Annotated in this window: 14 protein-coding genes; 8 read left to right on the forward strand and 6 right to left on the reverse strand. The window is 66.9% G+C overall.

What is annotated here, in order from left to right; all coding sequences use genetic code 11:
* Window positions 1-69: 69 nt before the first annotated feature.
* The 5 genes from J2X42_RS13365 (at window position 70) to J2X42_RS13385 (ending at window position 9,246) form a co-directional block, all read left to right on the forward strand.
* Window positions 70-2,241: an Hsp70 family protein gene (locus J2X42_RS13365; RefSeq protein ID WP_310166130.1), complete on the forward strand. Its 2,172-nt coding sequence runs from the start codon at window positions 70-72 to the stop codon at window positions 2,239-2,241.
* Between the two features lie 3 nt (window positions 2,242-2,244).
* Window positions 2,245-4,380: a LuxR C-terminal-related transcriptional regulator gene (locus J2X42_RS13370; RefSeq protein WP_310165883.1), complete on the forward strand. Its 2,136-nt coding sequence runs from the start codon at window positions 2,245-2,247 to the stop codon at window positions 4,378-4,380.
* Between the two features lie 164 nt (window positions 4,381-4,544).
* On the forward strand, window positions 4,545-5,648 hold the full coding sequence (locus J2X42_RS13375; RefSeq protein ID WP_310165885.1) for an IniB N-terminal domain-containing protein: 1,104 nt from the start codon (window positions 4,545-4,547) through the stop codon (window positions 5,646-5,648).
* A 203-nt stretch (window positions 5,649-5,851) separates the two neighbouring features.
* Complete coding sequence (locus tag J2X42_RS13380) at window positions 5,852-7,762, forward strand: dynamin family protein (protein ID WP_396134079.1); 1,911 nt, start codon at window positions 5,852-5,854, stop codon at window positions 7,760-7,762.
* Window positions 7,759-9,246, forward strand: coding sequence for a dynamin family protein (locus tag J2X42_RS13385; protein ID WP_310165887.1), 1,488 nt, complete (start codon window positions 7,759-7,761; stop codon window positions 9,244-9,246). The genes J2X42_RS13380 and J2X42_RS13385 overlap by 4 nt, the downstream gene beginning before the upstream one ends.
* On the opposite strand, the gene J2X42_RS13390 is transcribed toward J2X42_RS13385, so the two are convergent.
* Window positions 9,243-9,671: a hypothetical protein gene (locus J2X42_RS13390; RefSeq protein WP_310165888.1), complete on the reverse strand. Its 429-nt coding sequence runs from the start codon at window positions 9,669-9,671 to the stop codon at window positions 9,243-9,245. The genes J2X42_RS13385 and J2X42_RS13390 overlap by 4 nt on opposite strands.
* 224 nt (window positions 9,672-9,895) lie before the next feature.
* Window positions 9,896-10,357: a PLD nuclease N-terminal domain-containing protein gene (locus J2X42_RS13395; RefSeq protein ID WP_310165889.1), complete on the reverse strand. Its 462-nt coding sequence runs from the start codon at window positions 10,355-10,357 to the stop codon at window positions 9,896-9,898.
* A gap of 57 nt (window positions 10,358-10,414) precedes the next feature.
* Here J2X42_RS13395 and J2X42_RS13400 point away from each other — a divergent pair, with 57 nt between their 5' ends.
* The gene (locus tag J2X42_RS13400; RefSeq protein ID WP_310165892.1) at window positions 10,415-10,771 is read left to right on the forward strand and encodes a DUF4229 domain-containing protein; all 357 of its coding nucleotides are present in this window, start codon (window positions 10,415-10,417) and stop codon (window positions 10,769-10,771) included.
* Here the strand turns inward: J2X42_RS13400 and J2X42_RS13405 are convergent.
* The 4 genes from J2X42_RS13405 to J2X42_RS13420 form a co-directional block, all read right to left on the reverse strand.
* On the reverse strand, window positions 10,768-11,649 hold the full coding sequence (locus tag J2X42_RS13405; protein ID WP_310165894.1) for a 1,4-dihydroxy-2-naphthoate polyprenyltransferase: 882 nt from the start codon (window positions 11,647-11,649) through the stop codon (window positions 10,768-10,770). The genes J2X42_RS13400 and J2X42_RS13405 overlap by 4 nt on opposite strands.
* Before the next feature lie 80 nt (window positions 11,650-11,729).
* Window positions 11,730-12,923, reverse strand: coding sequence for an AMP-binding protein (locus J2X42_RS13410; protein ID WP_310165895.1), 1,194 nt, complete (start codon window positions 12,921-12,923; stop codon window positions 11,730-11,732).
* Window positions 12,924-12,935: 12 nt separating this feature from the next.
* A complete protein-coding gene (locus J2X42_RS13415; RefSeq protein WP_310165896.1) occupies window positions 12,936-13,889 on the reverse strand; it encodes a 1,4-dihydroxy-2-naphthoyl-CoA synthase in 954 nt (317 codons plus the stop codon).
* Window positions 13,890-13,910: 21 nt separating this feature from the next.
* Complete coding sequence (locus tag J2X42_RS13420) at window positions 13,911-14,351, reverse strand: VOC family protein (RefSeq protein WP_310165898.1); 441 nt, start codon at window positions 14,349-14,351, stop codon at window positions 13,911-13,913.
* A gap of 224 nt (window positions 14,352-14,575) precedes the next feature.
* Here J2X42_RS13420 and J2X42_RS13425 point away from each other — a divergent pair, with 224 nt between their 5' ends.
* Entirely contained in the window at window positions 14,576-15,853 is a 1,278-nt protein-coding gene (locus J2X42_RS13425; RefSeq protein ID WP_310165900.1) for an extracellular solute-binding protein, read from the forward strand.
* Window positions 15,854-15,856: 3 nt separating this feature from the next.
* Entirely contained in the window at window positions 15,857-16,801 is a 945-nt protein-coding gene (locus tag J2X42_RS13430; protein WP_310165903.1) for a sugar ABC transporter permease, read from the forward strand.
* Window positions 16,802-16,803 lie beyond the last annotated feature (2 nt).

The following is a 16,803-nucleotide window of genomic DNA, read 5'->3' on the forward strand; positions in this document are numbered from 1 at the left end:
TGCTACCTTGGTGGAAGCTCGTCTGTGATGAAGCTCGCGGACGGCATGCTGCGTTTTTCCGAGGTGCACATGAGCTACGTTCTCGCCATAGATGTCGGGACCAGTTTTACCGCCGCCGCTATTGCACGTACTGACCGGATTGCCCCGCCTGTTCCGGAGAGCCTGCCGCTCGGGCTCCGCGGAACGTCGGTGCCCTCCGTGATCTATTACCCGGAGGAAGGCCCCATCCTGGTGGGGGAGTCCGCGGAACGCCGCGGCCTCGATTCGCCGGACCGGGTGGTCCGGGAATTCAAACGCCGGATCGGAGACAACGTCCCGATCGCCGTGGGCACCCTCTCCCTGCCGGCGGAAGAAGTTTTCGCCACCATGGCCGGCTGGGTGGTTGACCGGGCCGCGGAACGCGAAGGCGAACCGCCGTCGCAGATCATCCTGTCCCACCCGGCAGCCTGGGGCGGCCACCGGATCGCCGTCATCCAGGAGGCCCTCACGGCCCGGGGCATCCATGACGTCATGCTGGTCAGTGAGCCGGAAGCGGCAGCACTGCATTACGCCTCGCAGGTGAGGGTGGAGGACGGCAGCACCATCGCCGTCTACGACCTTGGCGGCGGCACCTTTGACACGGCCATCCTGAAGAAGGCAGACGCCGGGCACTTTGAGTTCCTCGGCCGGCCCGAAGGGATCGAAGACCTGGGCGGCGCCGACTTCGACGCGGCGGTCCTCCGCCACGTTGCGGCCCACACCGGGGAAGCGTTCACCGCCCTCGACCCCGCCGATCCGGCGGCCATGGCGGCGCTGTCCCGGCTCAGGCGTGAATGCGTGGAGGCGAAGGAAGCGCTCTCGGCCGACAGCGAGGCCAGCATTTCCGTATTCCTGCCCGCCGTCCACCAGCAGGTGCGGCTGGTCCGCTCCGAACTCGAGGCCATGATCGAGGAACCCATCCGTGAGACGGTTGACTCACTGGAACGTTCCCTCGACGAGCTCGGCCTGGAGGCGGATGACCTCACCGCGGTGCTCCTGATCGGCGGTTCTTCGCGGATTCCGCTCGTTGCACAGCTCATTTCGGAACAACTGGACCGGCCCATCGCTGTGGACGCTGACCCCAAGTCCTCCATATGCCTGGGTGCGGTGGTGGCAGCGCTTCGTGCCCGGCCGGTTGCAGTGGTTTCGGCGGTTACGGAGGACTCCGTCACCGCCTGGGATATCAGCGCGGGCGTGGCCGCCGCCGTCGCCGCCCTGGATCCCGCCACCAAGCGAACCCTGCCAAACACGGCCCTGACTAACGTTGCCCTGACAAGCGTTGCCCTGACAAACGTTGAGCCGCACGGGGACAGCCGCCGTGCCAGCTGGTCCCGGAAGCCCGGGGCAGCTTTTGGCTCCCTGGCTGGCACCGGCGACATGTCCGTCGGTGCCAGGGGGCATTCGGGGGCCCACGCCGGAGCCCATGCACCTGGCGCGAAGGCCGGACAGCACAGCCCGCGGCCCACGGTGCGGCTTACGGCAGTGGCTGCCGCGGCGGCCATGCTTACCGTCCTCACTGCAACGGCCGCACAAAGTCCCGACGGACTGGGCAGCCTCACCGCAATGTTCACACCGCAGGTGGAAGGTTCAGCGAACGGGTCCGTGGCGGCCGCCGCTGCGGATCCGGGTGGCCCGGCTCCGGCGGGCGTTGGCGCAGCAGGAGCTGCGGCCGGCGCCGCGGGCGGGGCCCAGGCTCCGCTGAGGGGCCTCGAAGCCAATGCAAAAAAGTCAACGGACAAGCCCGCCGGCACGGCCGGGATCGAGTCAGCGGCATCGCCCACCAGCAGGCCGTCCGACAGTTCGCCCGCAGCGGCGTCCGCGGGCAACGGAGACGGTGCCGCCGCGGCAGGAACCACATTAGGTGAAACAGGGGGTGCACCGTCCGATCCGACGCAGGGCACCGGCGGATCCGAAACGCCCACAACGAATCCTGACCCCACCACTGACCCGGTGCCGGACCCGACGACGGATCCGCCTGTGCCGGATCCGGACCCGACAACGCCGGCGCCTGACCCGGACCCAACGACGCCCGCGCCTGACCCGGACCCAACGACGCCCGCGCCGGATCCGACGACGCCCGCGCCTGACCCGGACCCCACAACGCCGGCGCCTGACCCAACGACGCCCGCGCCGGATCCCGATCCAACGACGCCGGCGCCTGACCCGACCACCGATCCTCCGGCGCCCACTGCCGACCCGGTCCCAATCGAGCCGGTGATCTGACGCATGGCAGGCGATCACCAGCCCTCAGCCCGGGAACTCCTCAACGGCAACGGGCGCGGGACGCACCTCACGCCGTCGTACGTTAACGGCCCCGACCCCGCTGAGCCGTCCGCCGGGCCGGAAACGGACCTGCTGGCACCGGGCAGCCCGCACTACATGGCGCAGCAGCTTCGCGGCGAGAACGCAGCCGTCCGGGAACTTCTGCTGGCATTGTCGGTGGGCTTCAGCCTGCCCGGTCCGCTGCCCGCGGAACTCGAACGGAAGGTCGCGGGCGGGGAGGTCGAGAGCCTCGACTCCCTCGTAGCAAGGGCTGACGCCTCCGGGCTCCTCCACCCGGACGGCACCGTCGTCGGGACTGCCCAGCACGCACTCCTGACGCTGACGCCCACAGCCAGGATCCACGCGCTGCAGCGCGAACTCGTGGGAAGCTTCGCCGCGGAGTGCCGCCCGCTCGGTGACTTCGCGCGTGAACTGGCGCGGAGCGGGCTCGCTGATCCCCGCGTGGCGGCGGAGCTGGAAGGGGCCGGAAACAAGGCACTCGAGCGCGATCCGGGCCTGGCCGCCCAGCTCTACGAAGAGGCACTCCTGGCGGGCGCGGACGAGTGGGCCACTGCGGCCCGCCGCGCCCATGCCGCTTCGGCCACCGGAGACCTGGATACCGCGGACCGCATCATTGAAGGCCTGTTCGTGCGCCCGGAACCGCCCGACCTCCGGCTCGCTGTGGACGTCGCTGCAGCCGTATGGGCGCAGCGGGGGATGCTGGGCCGCAGCGCGGACGTCTACAGCTGGCTGGGCGCGGGAAAGGTGGGACCGTCCGCGCCGGCTGCCGCCGTGGCCATGATCGGCTGCGGCAACCGCGCCGGGGCCGAGTCCATGTTCCCCAGCGGCTCGTCTCCGGCGTCTCCCACGCTCCTGGCCGTGGCGCAGGCCCAGACGGCCAAAGGTGTCCTGGAATCGCTTGCCGGGGACCCGCACCAGGGGCTTCCTCTGCTGATCCACGCGTCCGACATGATGAATGCGTCAGGCGCCTCGGTCCCGTTCCCTGATACACCCGGCAGCCTCGCTGCGCTGGTGGCCCTGCACAGCGGTGAACCGCACCTGGCCGAGACCATCGTGCGGGCCGCCATCGCTGGCGGCCAGGGCGGCGACGCAGCCAAGCCGAGGCTCTTCTTGCTCCAGGCATGGTCAGCCATGCAGCAGGACAACCCCGAGGACGCCAGGCTGGCCATCAACGAAGCCTCAAAAGCCAACCACTGGCCACTGGTCCCGCGTGATGAGTTCATGTGCTCAGCACTGGAGGTGGGCCTTGCACGCAGAAGCGGTGAAGTCCACGGCCTGGTCCTGGCGTGGGAACGCGCCCGGGAAGCCATGCTGCACACGTCCGTGGACCTTTACAGCCTGCTCCCGTGGGGCGAGCTGATGATTACAGCCGCACGGCTCCGGGAGACCAGGCGGGTGTCGCACTACCTGGATGACGCGTGGAAGCTGTTGCACCGCCTTGGCGACCCCCCGCTGTGGGCGGTGCCGCTGCACTGGGCGGGCGTCCAGGCGGCGTTGCTGAACGAGAGCCCGGCAGACCTGGCACCGCATGCCACTGCATTGGCCCGGGCGGCAGACCACAGCCATCTCGCGTGGGTGCTCGCTGCCGCAGGCAAGGCCTGGGTTTCGGTCCTCGCGGCAAATTTCCTGGCCTCCGATGTGGAGGCTGCCGCGCGGGGCCTGAACGCCGTCGGAATGCCGTGGGAGGGTGCGCGCCTTGCCGGGCACGCCGCGGCCCGCGCGGACGAGCGCAAGGACATGGTGCGCCTGTTGTCCTGCGCCAGGGACCTGCACCCGCAGGGAAGCTCGGCCGGCACGGGTGCTTCCGGACCCCCGGAGGTCCGCAACGCTCCCGCTGCGGACAACAACGGAAGCCTGCCGCCGGACGGCGGCGGATTGAGCGAGCGCGAAAAGGAAGTGGCGAGACTGGTGCTGGAAGGCAAGACCTATCGCGAGATCGGGGAGGCCATCTACATCTCCCCGCGGACCGCTGAACACCACATTGCCCGGATGCGCCGCCGCCTCGGCGCCGAAAACCGCTCTGACCTGCTGGTCCGGCTGCGGCTTGCCCTGGGGGCCGAAAACCCCCAACGGGAGTAACCCCCTAGTACCCCTAACGGGACTGCCGGCGATCCCCTAGCAGGGGTCGGGACGGTAGGGGGAACTGACCCGATGCCCGGTCTTTGGGTGGGACCGTACGTTTGATTCAAGCCGGGTAACGACGCCAGGCCATCCACAACTCAGAGAAGATTTGAGGACACCCAATGCCTACACTCGCCAACGAGCTCGTCCAGTTCCTGATGAGCCTTTTTGGAAACCAGCAAGCAGCAGAGGAGTTCCTGGACGACCCGGAGCAGGCTCTTAGCAAAGCCGGCCTCGGCGACGTCTGCTCTGCAGATGTCGATGCGGCCATGCCGGTAGTTCTGGACTACGCCCCCATCACCCTCAACCACTCGTCCTTCGACCGGGAGTACAACACCGGCGGCAACGGCGCAGCAACCGGTCACAACGGGGGCGGTGGCGGTGCCGGCGCCACTCCTCCTCCGCCTCCCCACGGCGGCGGCGGACACCACGACGACCACGCGCATGCTGTCCAGCAGCTGCAGCACGTCGTCAACAACTACTCCTACACCTCAACGGTGGATGACCGCGACACCATCACCGACCAGTCCGTGAACCAGAACATCTGGGCCGACGGCGACGTCCGGCAGTGGTTCGACAACGACTCCGTGGTTGCTTCCGGTGACCGTGCCATCGCGGCCGGCGACGACGCTGACGTTTCGGATTCCAACAACATCCGGGACTCCTACAACACTGACGAATCAACCAACACGGACAATTCGACGGACAACTCGATCTACGCCGGCGGCGATGTCAACATCGGCAACGCCGACACCGACATCGACGACTCCTTCAACACCGATGTGGACGTCGACGTGGAGGATTCGTTCAACGACAACTCGGACAACTCGGATAACTCCGACAACTCCATCAATGATTCGTACAACGACAACTCGGACAACTCGGACAATTCCGACAACTCGACTGAGACCGATGTTGACGTCGACATTGAGGACTCCTTCAACGACAACTCGGACAACTCGACCACGACGGACAATTCAGACAACTCCATCGAAATCGAGGACACGTTCACGGACAACTCCGACAACTCCACCAACACGGAAGTCGAAATCGAGGACTCCTTCCAGGACAACTCGACTGAGGTGGCTGTTGCCGACTCGTTCAATGATGAGAGCACCGCGGTGGAAATCGAGGACTCCTTCCAGGACAACTCGACCAACACCGATTTGGATGTGGATGTCGATGTCGAAGATTCGGTCGTTGCTGGTGATGACGTAGCTCTGTAGCGGCCAGTCCCGGGGTGCCGGGAGTGCCCGGCAGGTGGCCCAGTACACCTGTCGGGCACTTCTCACGGGAACCCCAACGTCCCATTTTCGAGACTTGAAGCAAAGGACTGGCAGTGGCTGCAACACCATCCCCCGGAGGACTGGCAAGGACGCCAGACCCGGCAGGACCGGCAAGGCCCTCGGCGCCCCCCACTGCCGCGCAACTGGCAAAGCTCGTGGAGCAGGGCATCGAACTGGTCAGCGCCGGAGACCGTGCCGACCTGCGCAAGCGCCTGGACCAGACGCTGCGCCGGCTCCGGGATCCAAGCATCCGGGTGATCGTGGTGGGTGAATTCAAACAGGGCAAAAGCAAGCTCATCAACGCTTTGGTGAACGCCCCGGTGTGCCCTGTCGACGACGACATCGCCACATCGGTGCCAACGCTGGTCCGGCACGGTGATCCGGCGTCGGCATCCGTCCTCCTTCCGCGGGCTGACGCGGAACCCGGCGACGAGGCGGCCCTCGAACGCCAGCCGGTCAACATCGCCGAACTCGCCACCTACGTTTCCGAACGCGGGAACCCCGGCAACGCCAGGAAACTGGTGGCCGCCGAAGTCTTCCTGCCACGGAAGGTGCTGGCCGGCGGCCTGACGGTCGTTGACTCGCCGGGCGTTGGCGGCCTGGGGTCCACCCACACACTGACCACCCTTACCGCGTTGCCCACGGCAGATGCCATGCTGCTGGTTTCGGATGCTTCCCAGGAGTACACCGAACCGGAGATCAGGTTCCTGAAGCAGGCCATGAGGATCACGCCGAGCGTGGTGGGTGTGCTGTCCAAGACCGACCTTTACCCGGAATGGCGCAGGGTTGCCGACCTGGACCGGGGCCACCTCTCCCTGGTATCGCCGGACATCCCGCTTTTTCCTGTTTCCTCGGATCTTCGCCTGGAAGCCGCCCGGCTGCAGGACGGAGAACTCAATGCGGAGTCCGGTTTCCCGGGCCTGATCGGCCACCTCCGGAACGAAATCGTGGGCAAAGCCGAACGGATCCAGCGCCGCGCCGTGAGCCAGGACCTCCTCTCCGTCACGGACAACCTCCGCCTGTCGCTTCAGTCGGAGCTGGCGGCACTGGAGGACCCGGAAGGAACACCGGCGATGATCGCCGGGCTGGAAGCGGCCAAACTTGAGGCCGACGACCTCCGCAAGCGATCAGCGCGCTGGCAGATAACCCTGAACGACGGCATCGGCGATCTTATTGCCGACATGGAATACGACCTCCGGGATCGGCTGCGGCGGATCCAGCGCGAGGCCGAGACCGCCATTGACCTGGGCGACCCGGGCCCCACCTGGCCGCAGTTCTCGAAATGGCTGGAAGAATGCGCCGCAGCCGCAATTTCGGACACGTTTGTTTGGACCAGCGAACGTTCGCAATGGCTCGCAGCACAGGTGGCTGAACACTTTTCCGAGGAGGAAGTGGCTCTCCCTGTGCTGCGCGTATCGGACACCGGGGACGTCCTGGATCCCGTGGACGACATGCCCGGGCTGGACGACGGAAAGATCCATCCCATGCAGAAGGTCCTGATCGGCATGCGCGGTTCCTACGGCGGTGTGCTGATGTTTGGCCTTCTCACCGGGATTTTCGGGATGGCCCTGATCAATCCGCTGTCAGTCGGTGCTGGACTGCTGCTGGGCCGCAAGGCGTATCGGGAAGACAAGGAAGCCAGGCTCAAACGGAGGCAGACGGAGGCGAAGGCCCTGGTTCGGCGGCAGCTGGACGATGTGGTGTTCCAGGTGGGAAAGCAACTCAAGGACCGGCTCCGGCTGGTTCAACGCTCCGCCCGCGACCACTTCACCGAAATCGCTGAAGAGCATCACCGCTCGCTCTCCGACTCCGTGGCCGCCGCACAGAAAGCCGCCACAACCTACAAGCTGGAAAAGGAGATGCGGATCCGGGACATCAGGGCTGAACTCAAGCGGGTGGATGCCCTGCACCGCATGGCCGAGTCGGTGGCGGCCGAGCCGGCGGCAGCCAAACCGGTGACAGCCACAGCGGTGACGGCCAACGCAACAGCGACGCCCGCAGGCACACCGGCCGCCGCACCACCGGCGGCCCCTGCAGTGGTGGCGGCCGGATGAGGGAGGCTACCAGCGCCGGAGTGGCTGACCTGATCCAGGAGGCCCGCGCCGTGTACCGGAATGACCCGGCGGCGACGGCAGCCTTGGAAGGCTACGCTACAAGGCTTGCCGAGCCGCTGCGGGTTGCCGTGGCGGGCATGGTGAAAGCCGGCAAATCCACCCTGCTCAACGCCATCATCGGCGAGGAGATTGCGCCCACCGACACCGGTGAATGCACCCGCATCGTCACCTGGTACCGGTACGGGCACTCGCCGCGGATCACCCTCTACCCTGTGGACGGTGCGCCGCGCACGCTGCCGCTGAAGCGCGTTGACGGGCGGCTGGTGTTCGTCCTGGGAACCGAACGTGCCCAGGACGTGGACCGGCTGGTGGTGGAATGGCCCTCGGAGAGCCTGCGGGCCGTCACCCTGATCGACACACCGGGAATCGCGTCCCTGTCCGAAGATGTTTCTGCCCGGTCCGTCAGCTTCCTCACGCCGGAGGACTCACCCTCCGAGGCCGACGCCGTCATATACCTCATGCGGCATATGCATGCCTCCGACCTTCGGTTCCTAGAGTCGTTCAGGGATACCGAAGCCGGGCGATCCGGCACTGTCAACGCCCTGGTCGTGCTGTCCAGGGCCGACGAGATCGGCGCGGGCCGGATCGATTCCCTGCTTTCTGCCGGGGATATCGCCGAGCGGTATCGCCGGGACCACAGCCTGCGAAAGCTGGCATTGGGGGTGGTCCCGGTGGCCGGCCTCCTGGCGCAGAGCGCCCGGAGCATGCGACAGTCGGACTTCGACTCGCTGGCCCTCCTTGCCGGCATGGACCGGGCGGCCCGGGAGAAGCTGTTGCTCTCCGCGGACAGGTTCCTGCGGGCCGGCGTGCCGGAGGGCTTAGGCGCAGAAGCCAGGGCCTCGCTCCTGGCGCGGTTCGGGCTGTTCGGGATCAGGCTGGGTGTGGTCCTGATCCGGGCGGGCTTCACGGATCCCACGCCATTGGCGCACGAACTTGCCAGGCGCAGCGGCCTTGACCCGCTGCTGGCCATGGTGGCCCGGCAGTTCCATTCCCGTGCCGACGCCCTGAAGGCACGCACCGCATTGGTGGGCCTGGAAACCCTGCTCCGGACCTCGCCGCCGCCCGAGGGCGCAGGACATCTGGCGGCGGCACTGGAACGGCTCCAGGTCAACGCCCACGAATTCCGGGAGTTGCGCCTGCTGGCTACCCTGCGCACCACCGGAACGTCCCTCAACGACGATCTGGCGTTCGAAGCCGAGAGGCTGATCGGCGGCGCGGGCACCGCGGCGCATCTCCGGCTGGGCCTTGAACCGGAGGCCACACCCGAGGCTGTCACCGCAGCGGCCCGCGAATGCCTGCGCCGCTGGCGGCTGGTGTCGGAGAGTCCTTTGACGGACCGTTCAGGGCAGGACGTTTGCCGCGTGGTCATGCGCAGCTGCGAAGGCGTCCTCGCCGAGGTCGCCGCCCTGCAGCTGAACCACTAGCCCCGCTTCCGGGACCGAAGCCAGGCATTGCTGGCGGGCATGAACAGCAGCACCAGCCCCACGAATGCCATCAGCATCTGCGTCCCCCACAGCAGCCAGACATAGCTGCCGCCGTCGCCCTCGGGAACAAGGAAGGCCTCGGCCACCAGCACCGCCCCCACATGGACGAGCAGCAACGGGATCATCAGCCAGCGGACCCAGCCTTGCCGGCCGTTGACAATCGCCAGGGCGGCCGCTTCGAGGAGGATCACCAGCAGCATGGCGCCCATGCTGCCCCAGAAGACGATGGCCGACGCAGCAGTCAGGGCATCGGCGTCGCCCCCGGGCGCCATCCCATCCACCACGGTCCGCAGCCGTTCCAGGTGTGAATCACGGGTGAGGAAGGAACCTGCAAGCACGGCGAAACCGGCGACGAAACTGAACACCCAGAGCGTTTGGGCCGCACGGATTGAGCGCGGCGTGGGAGGTGTCACCACGATTGGCGCCGGGGAGGAATACGACAGACCCGGACGCGGCGGAGCAGGTGGACCGGAAGGCCGGGAAGGGGCAGGCCGGGCGGGACCTGGTGGCGCGGCTGGCTCGCCTGACGGGGGTGCGGGCCGGGTGGTCCGCAGCTGCTGTTCTCCGTCGGGTTCGTCAGCCACGGGTGCTACTTCCGTTCGTCCGTATCGTGCGTGTCGGCATCCCCGCTGCTGGCATCGCCGGCCGCTCCGCCGTCGGCGCTGCCCGACGCACCGGGCCCACGGCCGCCGGCGTCCGGGCTGGCGCCGGAGGAACCGCCGTCGGCCTTGGCCTCCAGCTCATCCTTGAGCTTCTTCAGGCGCGAGGCCTCCGCCTGGTTGCGGCGGCGGAGTTCGAGGTTGCGCAGGAAATCGGGGTCATCGTCCGGGGCGGTGGGATGGCTGTAGTTCTGCCGGACCGGCGGATTGCCGCGCGGACGGCCGATCAGGAGCCAGAGAATGGCGCCCAGCACGGGCAGGACAATCATCACGATGATCCAGGCGGGCTTGGAGATGCCCCGGGTGAGGCGTCCGTCAGTTCGGATCACGTCCACCAGGCCATACACAAAGATGGCAAGTACTGCGACGGCGAGAACCACACGGAAGAGCATGGCATTAAGTCTATCGTCCGGACGGGGCGGGCGTTCAGGCAGGACGGCTAAACTTGGATGGTGGCTTTCCTGAAATACTCCCTGATCCGGCTGGCGCTGTTCGCGCCGCTCTTTGTGCTGTTCCTCTACCTCGGGCTGGGGGCAGTGATGTCCGTCATCTGCGCCGCCGGCATCGCGTTCGCGGTCAGCTACCTGTTCTTCCAGCAACAGCGCGACGACGCCACCGCGGCCATGCGCCGACGGTTCACCGGCAAAGCCCAGCCGCTGCGCACCGCCGGTGAGGTGGACGACGCACAGGCCGAGGATGCCCTGGTGGACAGCAACCCGGACGTCACCATCCGCACGGACGCCAAGCCCGCAAGCCCCAAGCCGGCAAGCCCTGCTCCCACGGAACCCAAGGGCACCACCAGCTAGAAGCCGTGGCTGAGCACCAGTCCCAGTGAGAACAGCAGGCTGTAGCCGAGGTTGATCAGGCCGGTCTGCTTCAGCACCGGGATAAGGCTCTTGCGCTTGCGCCCGTTGATCATCAGCCACGCCGGCATCAGGCAGGCGGGGATCAGGAGCAGGACGATCAGCATCCACGGGCGCCCCGGCGCCAGGATGATCACCAGCAGGATCGCCACGGCCAGCATCAGCACGTAGCTTTCGCGTGCATGCTTGTCGCCGAGGCGCACCGCCAGCGTTTTCTTCCCGGCCTGGATGTCCGTGGGGATGTCCCGGACGTTGTTGGCCATCAGCAGGGCGCAGGCGATAAGCCCCGTCCCGATCGCGCCGATGATGGACGCGAGGTTGATCTGCCCGGCCTGCGTGTACGTGGTGCCCAGCGTTGCCACCAGGCCAAAGAAGACGAAGACAAAAACGTCGCCCAGGCCCATGTAGCCGTAGGGGTTCTTGCCGCCGGTGTAGCCCCAGGCCGCCATCACGCAGCCCAGTCCCACCAGGATCAGCCACCAGCTCTGGGTGATCACCACCAGCACCAGGCCCACCACCATGGCGGCAGCGAACGCGCCGAAGGCCGCGTACTTGACGTGCTCGGGCTGTGCGGCGCCGGATCCGACCAGGCGCAACGGGCCCACCCGGTCCTCATCCGTGCCGCGGATGCCGTCCGAGTAGTCGTTGGCGTAATTGACACCGATCTGCAGGAGCAGCGCCACAAGCGCGGCCAGGACCGCGTTGAAGAGCAGGAACGAATCCATTTCGTAGGCTGCGGCGGTGCCGATCAGTACCGGGGCGATCGCCGCCGGCAATGTGCGGAGTCGGGCGCCTTGGATCCATTGTGCGGCTGTGGCCACGGTAAGTACCTCGTGTTGGGTCGGGGTTCGGCGAATCGGTGACGCACCTGCCGCGAAGCCGCGACCGGTGCAGGACTACTTTACTTTCCCTGGTGCAGGGAGTTGAGCCGGCCGGTCATGGCCAGGCGGTCGGGTTTTCCGTTGGGCAGCATGAGAAGCTCCGGCGCGGTGAGCACCGTTTTCGGCGCGAGAAGCCCCAGCGTACGGTGCCATTCCTGGTGCAGGACGACGGCGGGATCCCCGCCGGATACGGCAGTGCCCGGGGCATCGCCCGGGGCGGCTGCGGCAAACCCAGGCGAGACGGCCACGTAGGCGGCCACGGCCTGCCCCCACTCCGCGGACGGTACGCCGGCCACAAAAGCCGCCGTGACGCCGTCGGACTTCTCCAGCTCTTCCTGCACGTGCGCCGCGGAGACCTTGACGCCGCCGGTGATGATCACGTCGTCGGCGCGGCCGAGGACAGTGAGCCGGCCGTCGGCGTCGAGGCTGCCGAGGTCGCTGGTGCGGTACCAGCGCACGCCGTCCTCCTCGAAGAAAACATCGGCGGTCTGGTCCGGGGCGTCCAGGTATCCGGCGGCGATGGTGTCGCCGCCCAGGAGGATGTGGCCGTCCTCGGCGATCCGGACGGCCGAGCCTTCCAGCGGGTAGCCGTCATAGATGCAGCCGCCGCAGGTTTCGGCGGAACCGTACGTGGTGAACACGCGGACGCCGGCTTCGCGAGCCGCGTCCAGCAGCCTGGCAGGGGCCGGGGCGCCGCCGAGCAGGACGCCGTTGAAGCGCCGCAGCGCCGCCAGGGTTTCCGGGGCCGGGTCCTCCAGGAGCCGCTGCAGCTGGGTGGGCACCAGGGAGGTGTAGCGGTGCTTGTCCGTCAGCTCCAGGGCCGCCGCGGTGAAGGCCTCCGGGGTGAAGCCGTGCGACATGTCCATGACCCACGGGCGGGTACCGGCGAACAGCGAACGCACCAGCACCTGCACGCCGGCCACATACTGCACCGGCAGGGCCAGCAGCCACTGGCCTTCGCCTTTGAGCGCGAAGGCGGTGGCCATGGAGGAGGCGGCCAGGGCCTCCACTGTGAGGATGGTGGCCTTGGGGGTTCCGGTGGAGCCGGAGGTGCGGACCACTGCCACGGCGTCGTCGCAGCCGGGGGTCTCCACGTGGCCCACCACCAGGCCGCCGTCGTCGCCGACGGAAAGTTCGACGGCGGGTCCCTCACCGTGGAGGGCGGCGGCCAGCGCCTTGAGGGCGGGGTCGATGTCTACGGGGCCGATATTCATGGGAGTCCTGCCTTAGAAATAGTGCGGGAAACGGGACCAGTCGGGGTCGCGTTTTTCCAGGAACGCCTCTTTGCCCTCCACGGCTTCGTCCGTCATGTACGCCAGGCGCGTGGCCTCGCCGGCAAAGACCTGCTGGCCGGCCAGTCCGTCGTCGGCGAGGTTGAAAGCGAACTTCAGCATGCGGATGGCCTGCGGGGACTGCCGGGCGATGTCGGCGGCGTACTCCAGGGCAACGTCCTCAAGCCGTTCGTGGTCCACGGCCTCGTTCACCGCGCCCATCCGGACCATGTCCTCGGCGGAATATTCGCGGGCCAGGAAGAAGATTTCACGGGCCGCCTTCTGGCCGATCTGGCGGGCCAGCAGCGCCGAGCCGTAGCCGGCATCGAAACTGCCCACCGTGGCGTCGGTCTGCTTGAATTTGCCGTGCTGGCGGGAGGCGATGGTGAGGTCCGAGACGACGTGCAGCGAGTGGCCGCCGCCGGCCGCCCAGCCGTTGACGACGGCGATGACCACCTTGGGCATGGTGCGCATCAGCCGCTGGACTTCCAGGATGTGGAGCCGGCCGGCGCGGGCGGGGTCGATGGTTTCCTGGGTCTCGCCGTCGGCATAGCGGTACCCGTCCCGTCCCCTGATCCGCTGGTCGCCGCCGGAGCAGAACGAGTGCCCGCCGTCTTTGGGGGAGGGGCCATTGCCGGTGAGCAGCACGGTGGCCACGTCCGGGGTCATCCGGGCGTGGTCCATGGCGCGGTAGAGCTCGTCCACGGTGCCGGGGCGGAAGGCGTTGCGGACCTCCGGCCGGTTGAAGGCGATCCGGACCGTGGGCAGGTCCCTGGTGACGGAACCATCCGCGGCTCGCTCCACCTGGCGGTGGTACGTCATGTCCTGGAAGTCGTCAAAGCCGGACACGGTGCGCCAGCGGGACGGATCAAAAACGTCGGACACCTTGGCGGGGAATTGGTTGCTCACCGGACAAGTCTAGTAATCGGCTCAGCTGATGCAGAACTCGTTCCCCTCGGGGTCCGCCATGGTGTGCCAGGAATGCGGCCCCTGGCTGGCACTCCAGAGGAACGTCGCTCCCCGGGCTTCGAGCTGGCGGCGGACCTCGTCCTTGTCCCGGCCGGCCAGGTCCACGTCCCAGTGCACCCGGTTCTTGACGGTCTTTGATTCGGGCGCGGTCTGGAACAGGAGGCGCCGTTCCGGCTTGGCCACGTCGAGCTCCTCGGGCGGCCGGATGGCGCAGCCGTCGCGCCACACGAGCCTGCCTTTGTGTATCAGGGTCTGGTCCTCCGTAGCGAAGCCCTGCTCGATCATGGACCGGATGAAGCCTTCGTCCTGCGGCTCCACCGCCCAGTCCAGGGTCTCGGCCCACCAATCCGCGAGGTCGTGGGGGTTCCTGCAATCCGTGACAATCTGAATGTTCAGTCCCATGCGACCAAACTACGACGGCGGCGGGCTGGCCGGTAGGGTAGGCACCCCCTTCTGCATCGTTGGAAATTGTGCGTACGTTATCTTGACATATTGTCATGACATGGATCACAGTTGGGGGAGGAAAGGCTTTTCCGAATCGTTGGCAATGCGGCCTCCGGGCCCGCCGCCAGCATCTTCCAGCCATGCCCCCAGGCACGGCACGCATCGTGAGACAGGACAGAGCATTGTCAGAGCAGACAAGAATCTCCAGCATCAGCCGCAGGCAGTTCGGACTGACGGCCTTTGGCCTCTCAGCCCTCGCCGTCGGACTTTCAGCCTGTGGGGGCGGCGGAGGCGGTACAACTGACGGCGGGGCCAAGACCCTTCAGCTGGTCCTTTCCGGTGACACCAACCAGGGCGGGGCGTTCGCCGCAGCCGCCGCGAAGTACAAGGAAGCCACCGGCATCACCATCGAGGTGGTGGACGTTCCCACCGCGGACATCACCACCAAGCTCAAGAACGCCGCCACCGCCAACGACCTGCCGGCCCTGGCCCGCGTCACCGGCCTCGACCCGCTGTGGGTCAACCAGCTCCAGGACCTCACGGACATCGCCAAGTCCCGGAAGATCGACGAAAAGTTCCTGCAGCAAGCCCCGGACGGAACCATTCCGGCCATCCCGTCCGACCTCACCGCCGTCGGGCTGTTCGTGAACAAGAGCCTCTTCGCCAAGGCCGGCGTGGCGTTCCCCACCGCCATCGAGGACGCCTGGACCTGGGATGAGTTCGTCGCCGCCGTCAACGAGGTCCGCGAGAAGGCCGGCGCCAAATACGGCGTGGTCATGGACCGCTCCGGCCACCGGCTGCGCGCCATGATGTACGAGTTCGGCAGCACGGCGTTCGCCAAGGAAGGCGACAAGTACGCCGCGGACGACGAGGCTGTGGAGACGCTCGAATACTTCCAGAAGCTCAACGACGACAAGACCATGCCCAAGTCCGTCTGGCTCAGCGGCGAGGACGGCAACGCCATGTTCAAGAGCGGCCAGGTTGCCGCGTACTACTCCGGCAGCTGGCAGGTTGCCGACTTCAACAAGAACATCAAGGACTTCGAATGGATGTCCGTGCCGCTGCCCAAGAAGGAAGCCAACGCCACCAACCTTGGCGGCGGCTTCATGATCGCGTTCAAGGACACCGGAGCCGACGAGGAAGCCAAGAAGTTCATCGAATGGTTCTACGACGACGCCAACTACACGGAGTTCGCCAAGCTCGGCGGGTACCTGCCGGTCAAGGCAGACCTGAAGGTTGACTACCCGTTCCAGCAGTCCTCCTTTGAGCTGTACCAGAAGCAGATTGCCGGCAATGAGGCCAAGGGTGACAACGCCATCAAGCGCGTTGTGGCCGAGGCCTACGCCGAGACGCCGTTCTCCGGTGATCCGCTGCGTGAGGAAACCGTCAAGATGCTCGGCGGCAGCCAGGACGCCAAGACCACGGTGGCGAACATCGTGAAGCTCTACAACGGTGCCTGATCCGTGGCTAATCCAACATTGAGCTCCACGGTGACGCCGGGGACGCCCGGCACAGGCGCCGTACGGAGCAAATCCCAGATGAAGCGGCACAACCGCTACGTCATCGCGCCGCTGATCCTGGTCGGCGTCAACGTGGTGCTCTTCCTGGTGTTCTTCGTCTGGCCCGGAGCCCTCGGGCTGATCTACTCTTTCACGGACTACCGGGGCGTCGGCAAGCTGAACTTCATCGGCCTGGCCAACTTCCAGAAGCTCTTCGCGGACAGCACGTTTTACGCCGCCCTGAGCCGGACCTTCCTGTACACGGTGTTCTCGGTGCCGCTGGTCTACGTATCGTCGCTGGGCATTGCGGCGCTGCTGGTCAGCAGGGCCACCAGGGGCCGGACCGCGGCGAAGGTGATCATCTTCCTTCCCTGGCTGATCTCCCCGATCGTGGTGGGTGTCATCTGGAAGTGGATGTTCGGCCAGGACTTCGGGTTCGTGAACTTCGTGATCTCCACGCTGGGCGGCAGCCCGGTTCCGTGGTCCAGCAACGGAAACCTGGCGCTGATGGTGGTCATCTTCGCCTCGGCCTGGGGCGGCACCGCCTTCAACATGCTGCTGTTCATCGCGGCGCTGAAGAACATCCCGGAGGCGCTGCTGGAGGCGGCCGAGCTGGACGGCGCCAACGCGTGGCAGCGGTTCCGGCATGTCACGCTGCCGGGCATCGCGCCGACGTCGTTCATGGTCATCCTGCTGTCCACCATCCATGCCATGAAGGAGTTCGCCATGATCCAGGCGCTGACGAACGGCGGCCCGGGCACGGAGAACACCCTGATCGTCCAGTACATCTACAAGACCGGCTTTGAGCAGTCCAAGGTGGGCTACGCGAGTGCCGCGTCCATGGTGCTGATGGTGGTCCTGCTGGCCATCGCCCTCATCCAGCTGCGCTTCAACAGGAAGAAGGGCTGACC

The organism is Arthrobacter sp. BE255 (assembly GCF_031457335.1).
In the GTDB taxonomy this organism is placed as follows: Bacteria; Actinomycetota; Actinomycetes; order Actinomycetales; family Micrococcaceae; genus Arthrobacter.

What these genes read in the sequence shown, in the direction of transcription:
- J2X42_RS13410 (WP_310165895.1), bottom strand. Translation starts at nt 12,923, where the DNA reads ATGAATATCGGCCCCGTAGACATCGACCCCGCCCTCAAGGCGCTGGCC.
- J2X42_RS13400 (WP_310165892.1), top strand. Translation starts at nt 10,415, where the DNA reads ATGGTGGCTTTCCTGAAATACTCCCTGATCCGGCTGGCGCTGTTCGCG.
- J2X42_RS13365 (WP_310166130.1), top strand. Translation starts at nt 70, where the DNA reads ATGAGCTACGTTCTCGCCATAGATGTCGGGACCAGTTTTACCGCCGCC.
- J2X42_RS13370 (WP_310165883.1), top strand. Translation starts at nt 2,245, where the DNA reads ATGGCAGGCGATCACCAGCCCTCAGCCCGGGAACTCCTCAACGGCAAC.
- J2X42_RS13420 (WP_310165898.1), bottom strand. Translation starts at nt 14,351, where the DNA reads ATGGGACTGAACATTCAGATTGTCACGGATTGCAGGAACCCCCACGAC.
- J2X42_RS13385 (WP_310165887.1), top strand. Translation starts at nt 7,759, where the DNA reads ATGAGGGAGGCTACCAGCGCCGGAGTGGCTGACCTGATCCAGGAGGCC.
- J2X42_RS13375 (WP_310165885.1), top strand. Translation starts at nt 4,545, where the DNA reads ATGCCTACACTCGCCAACGAGCTCGTCCAGTTCCTGATGAGCCTTTTT.
- J2X42_RS13395 (WP_310165889.1), bottom strand. Translation starts at nt 10,357, where the DNA reads ATGCTCTTCCGTGTGGTTCTCGCCGTCGCAGTACTTGCCATCTTTGTG.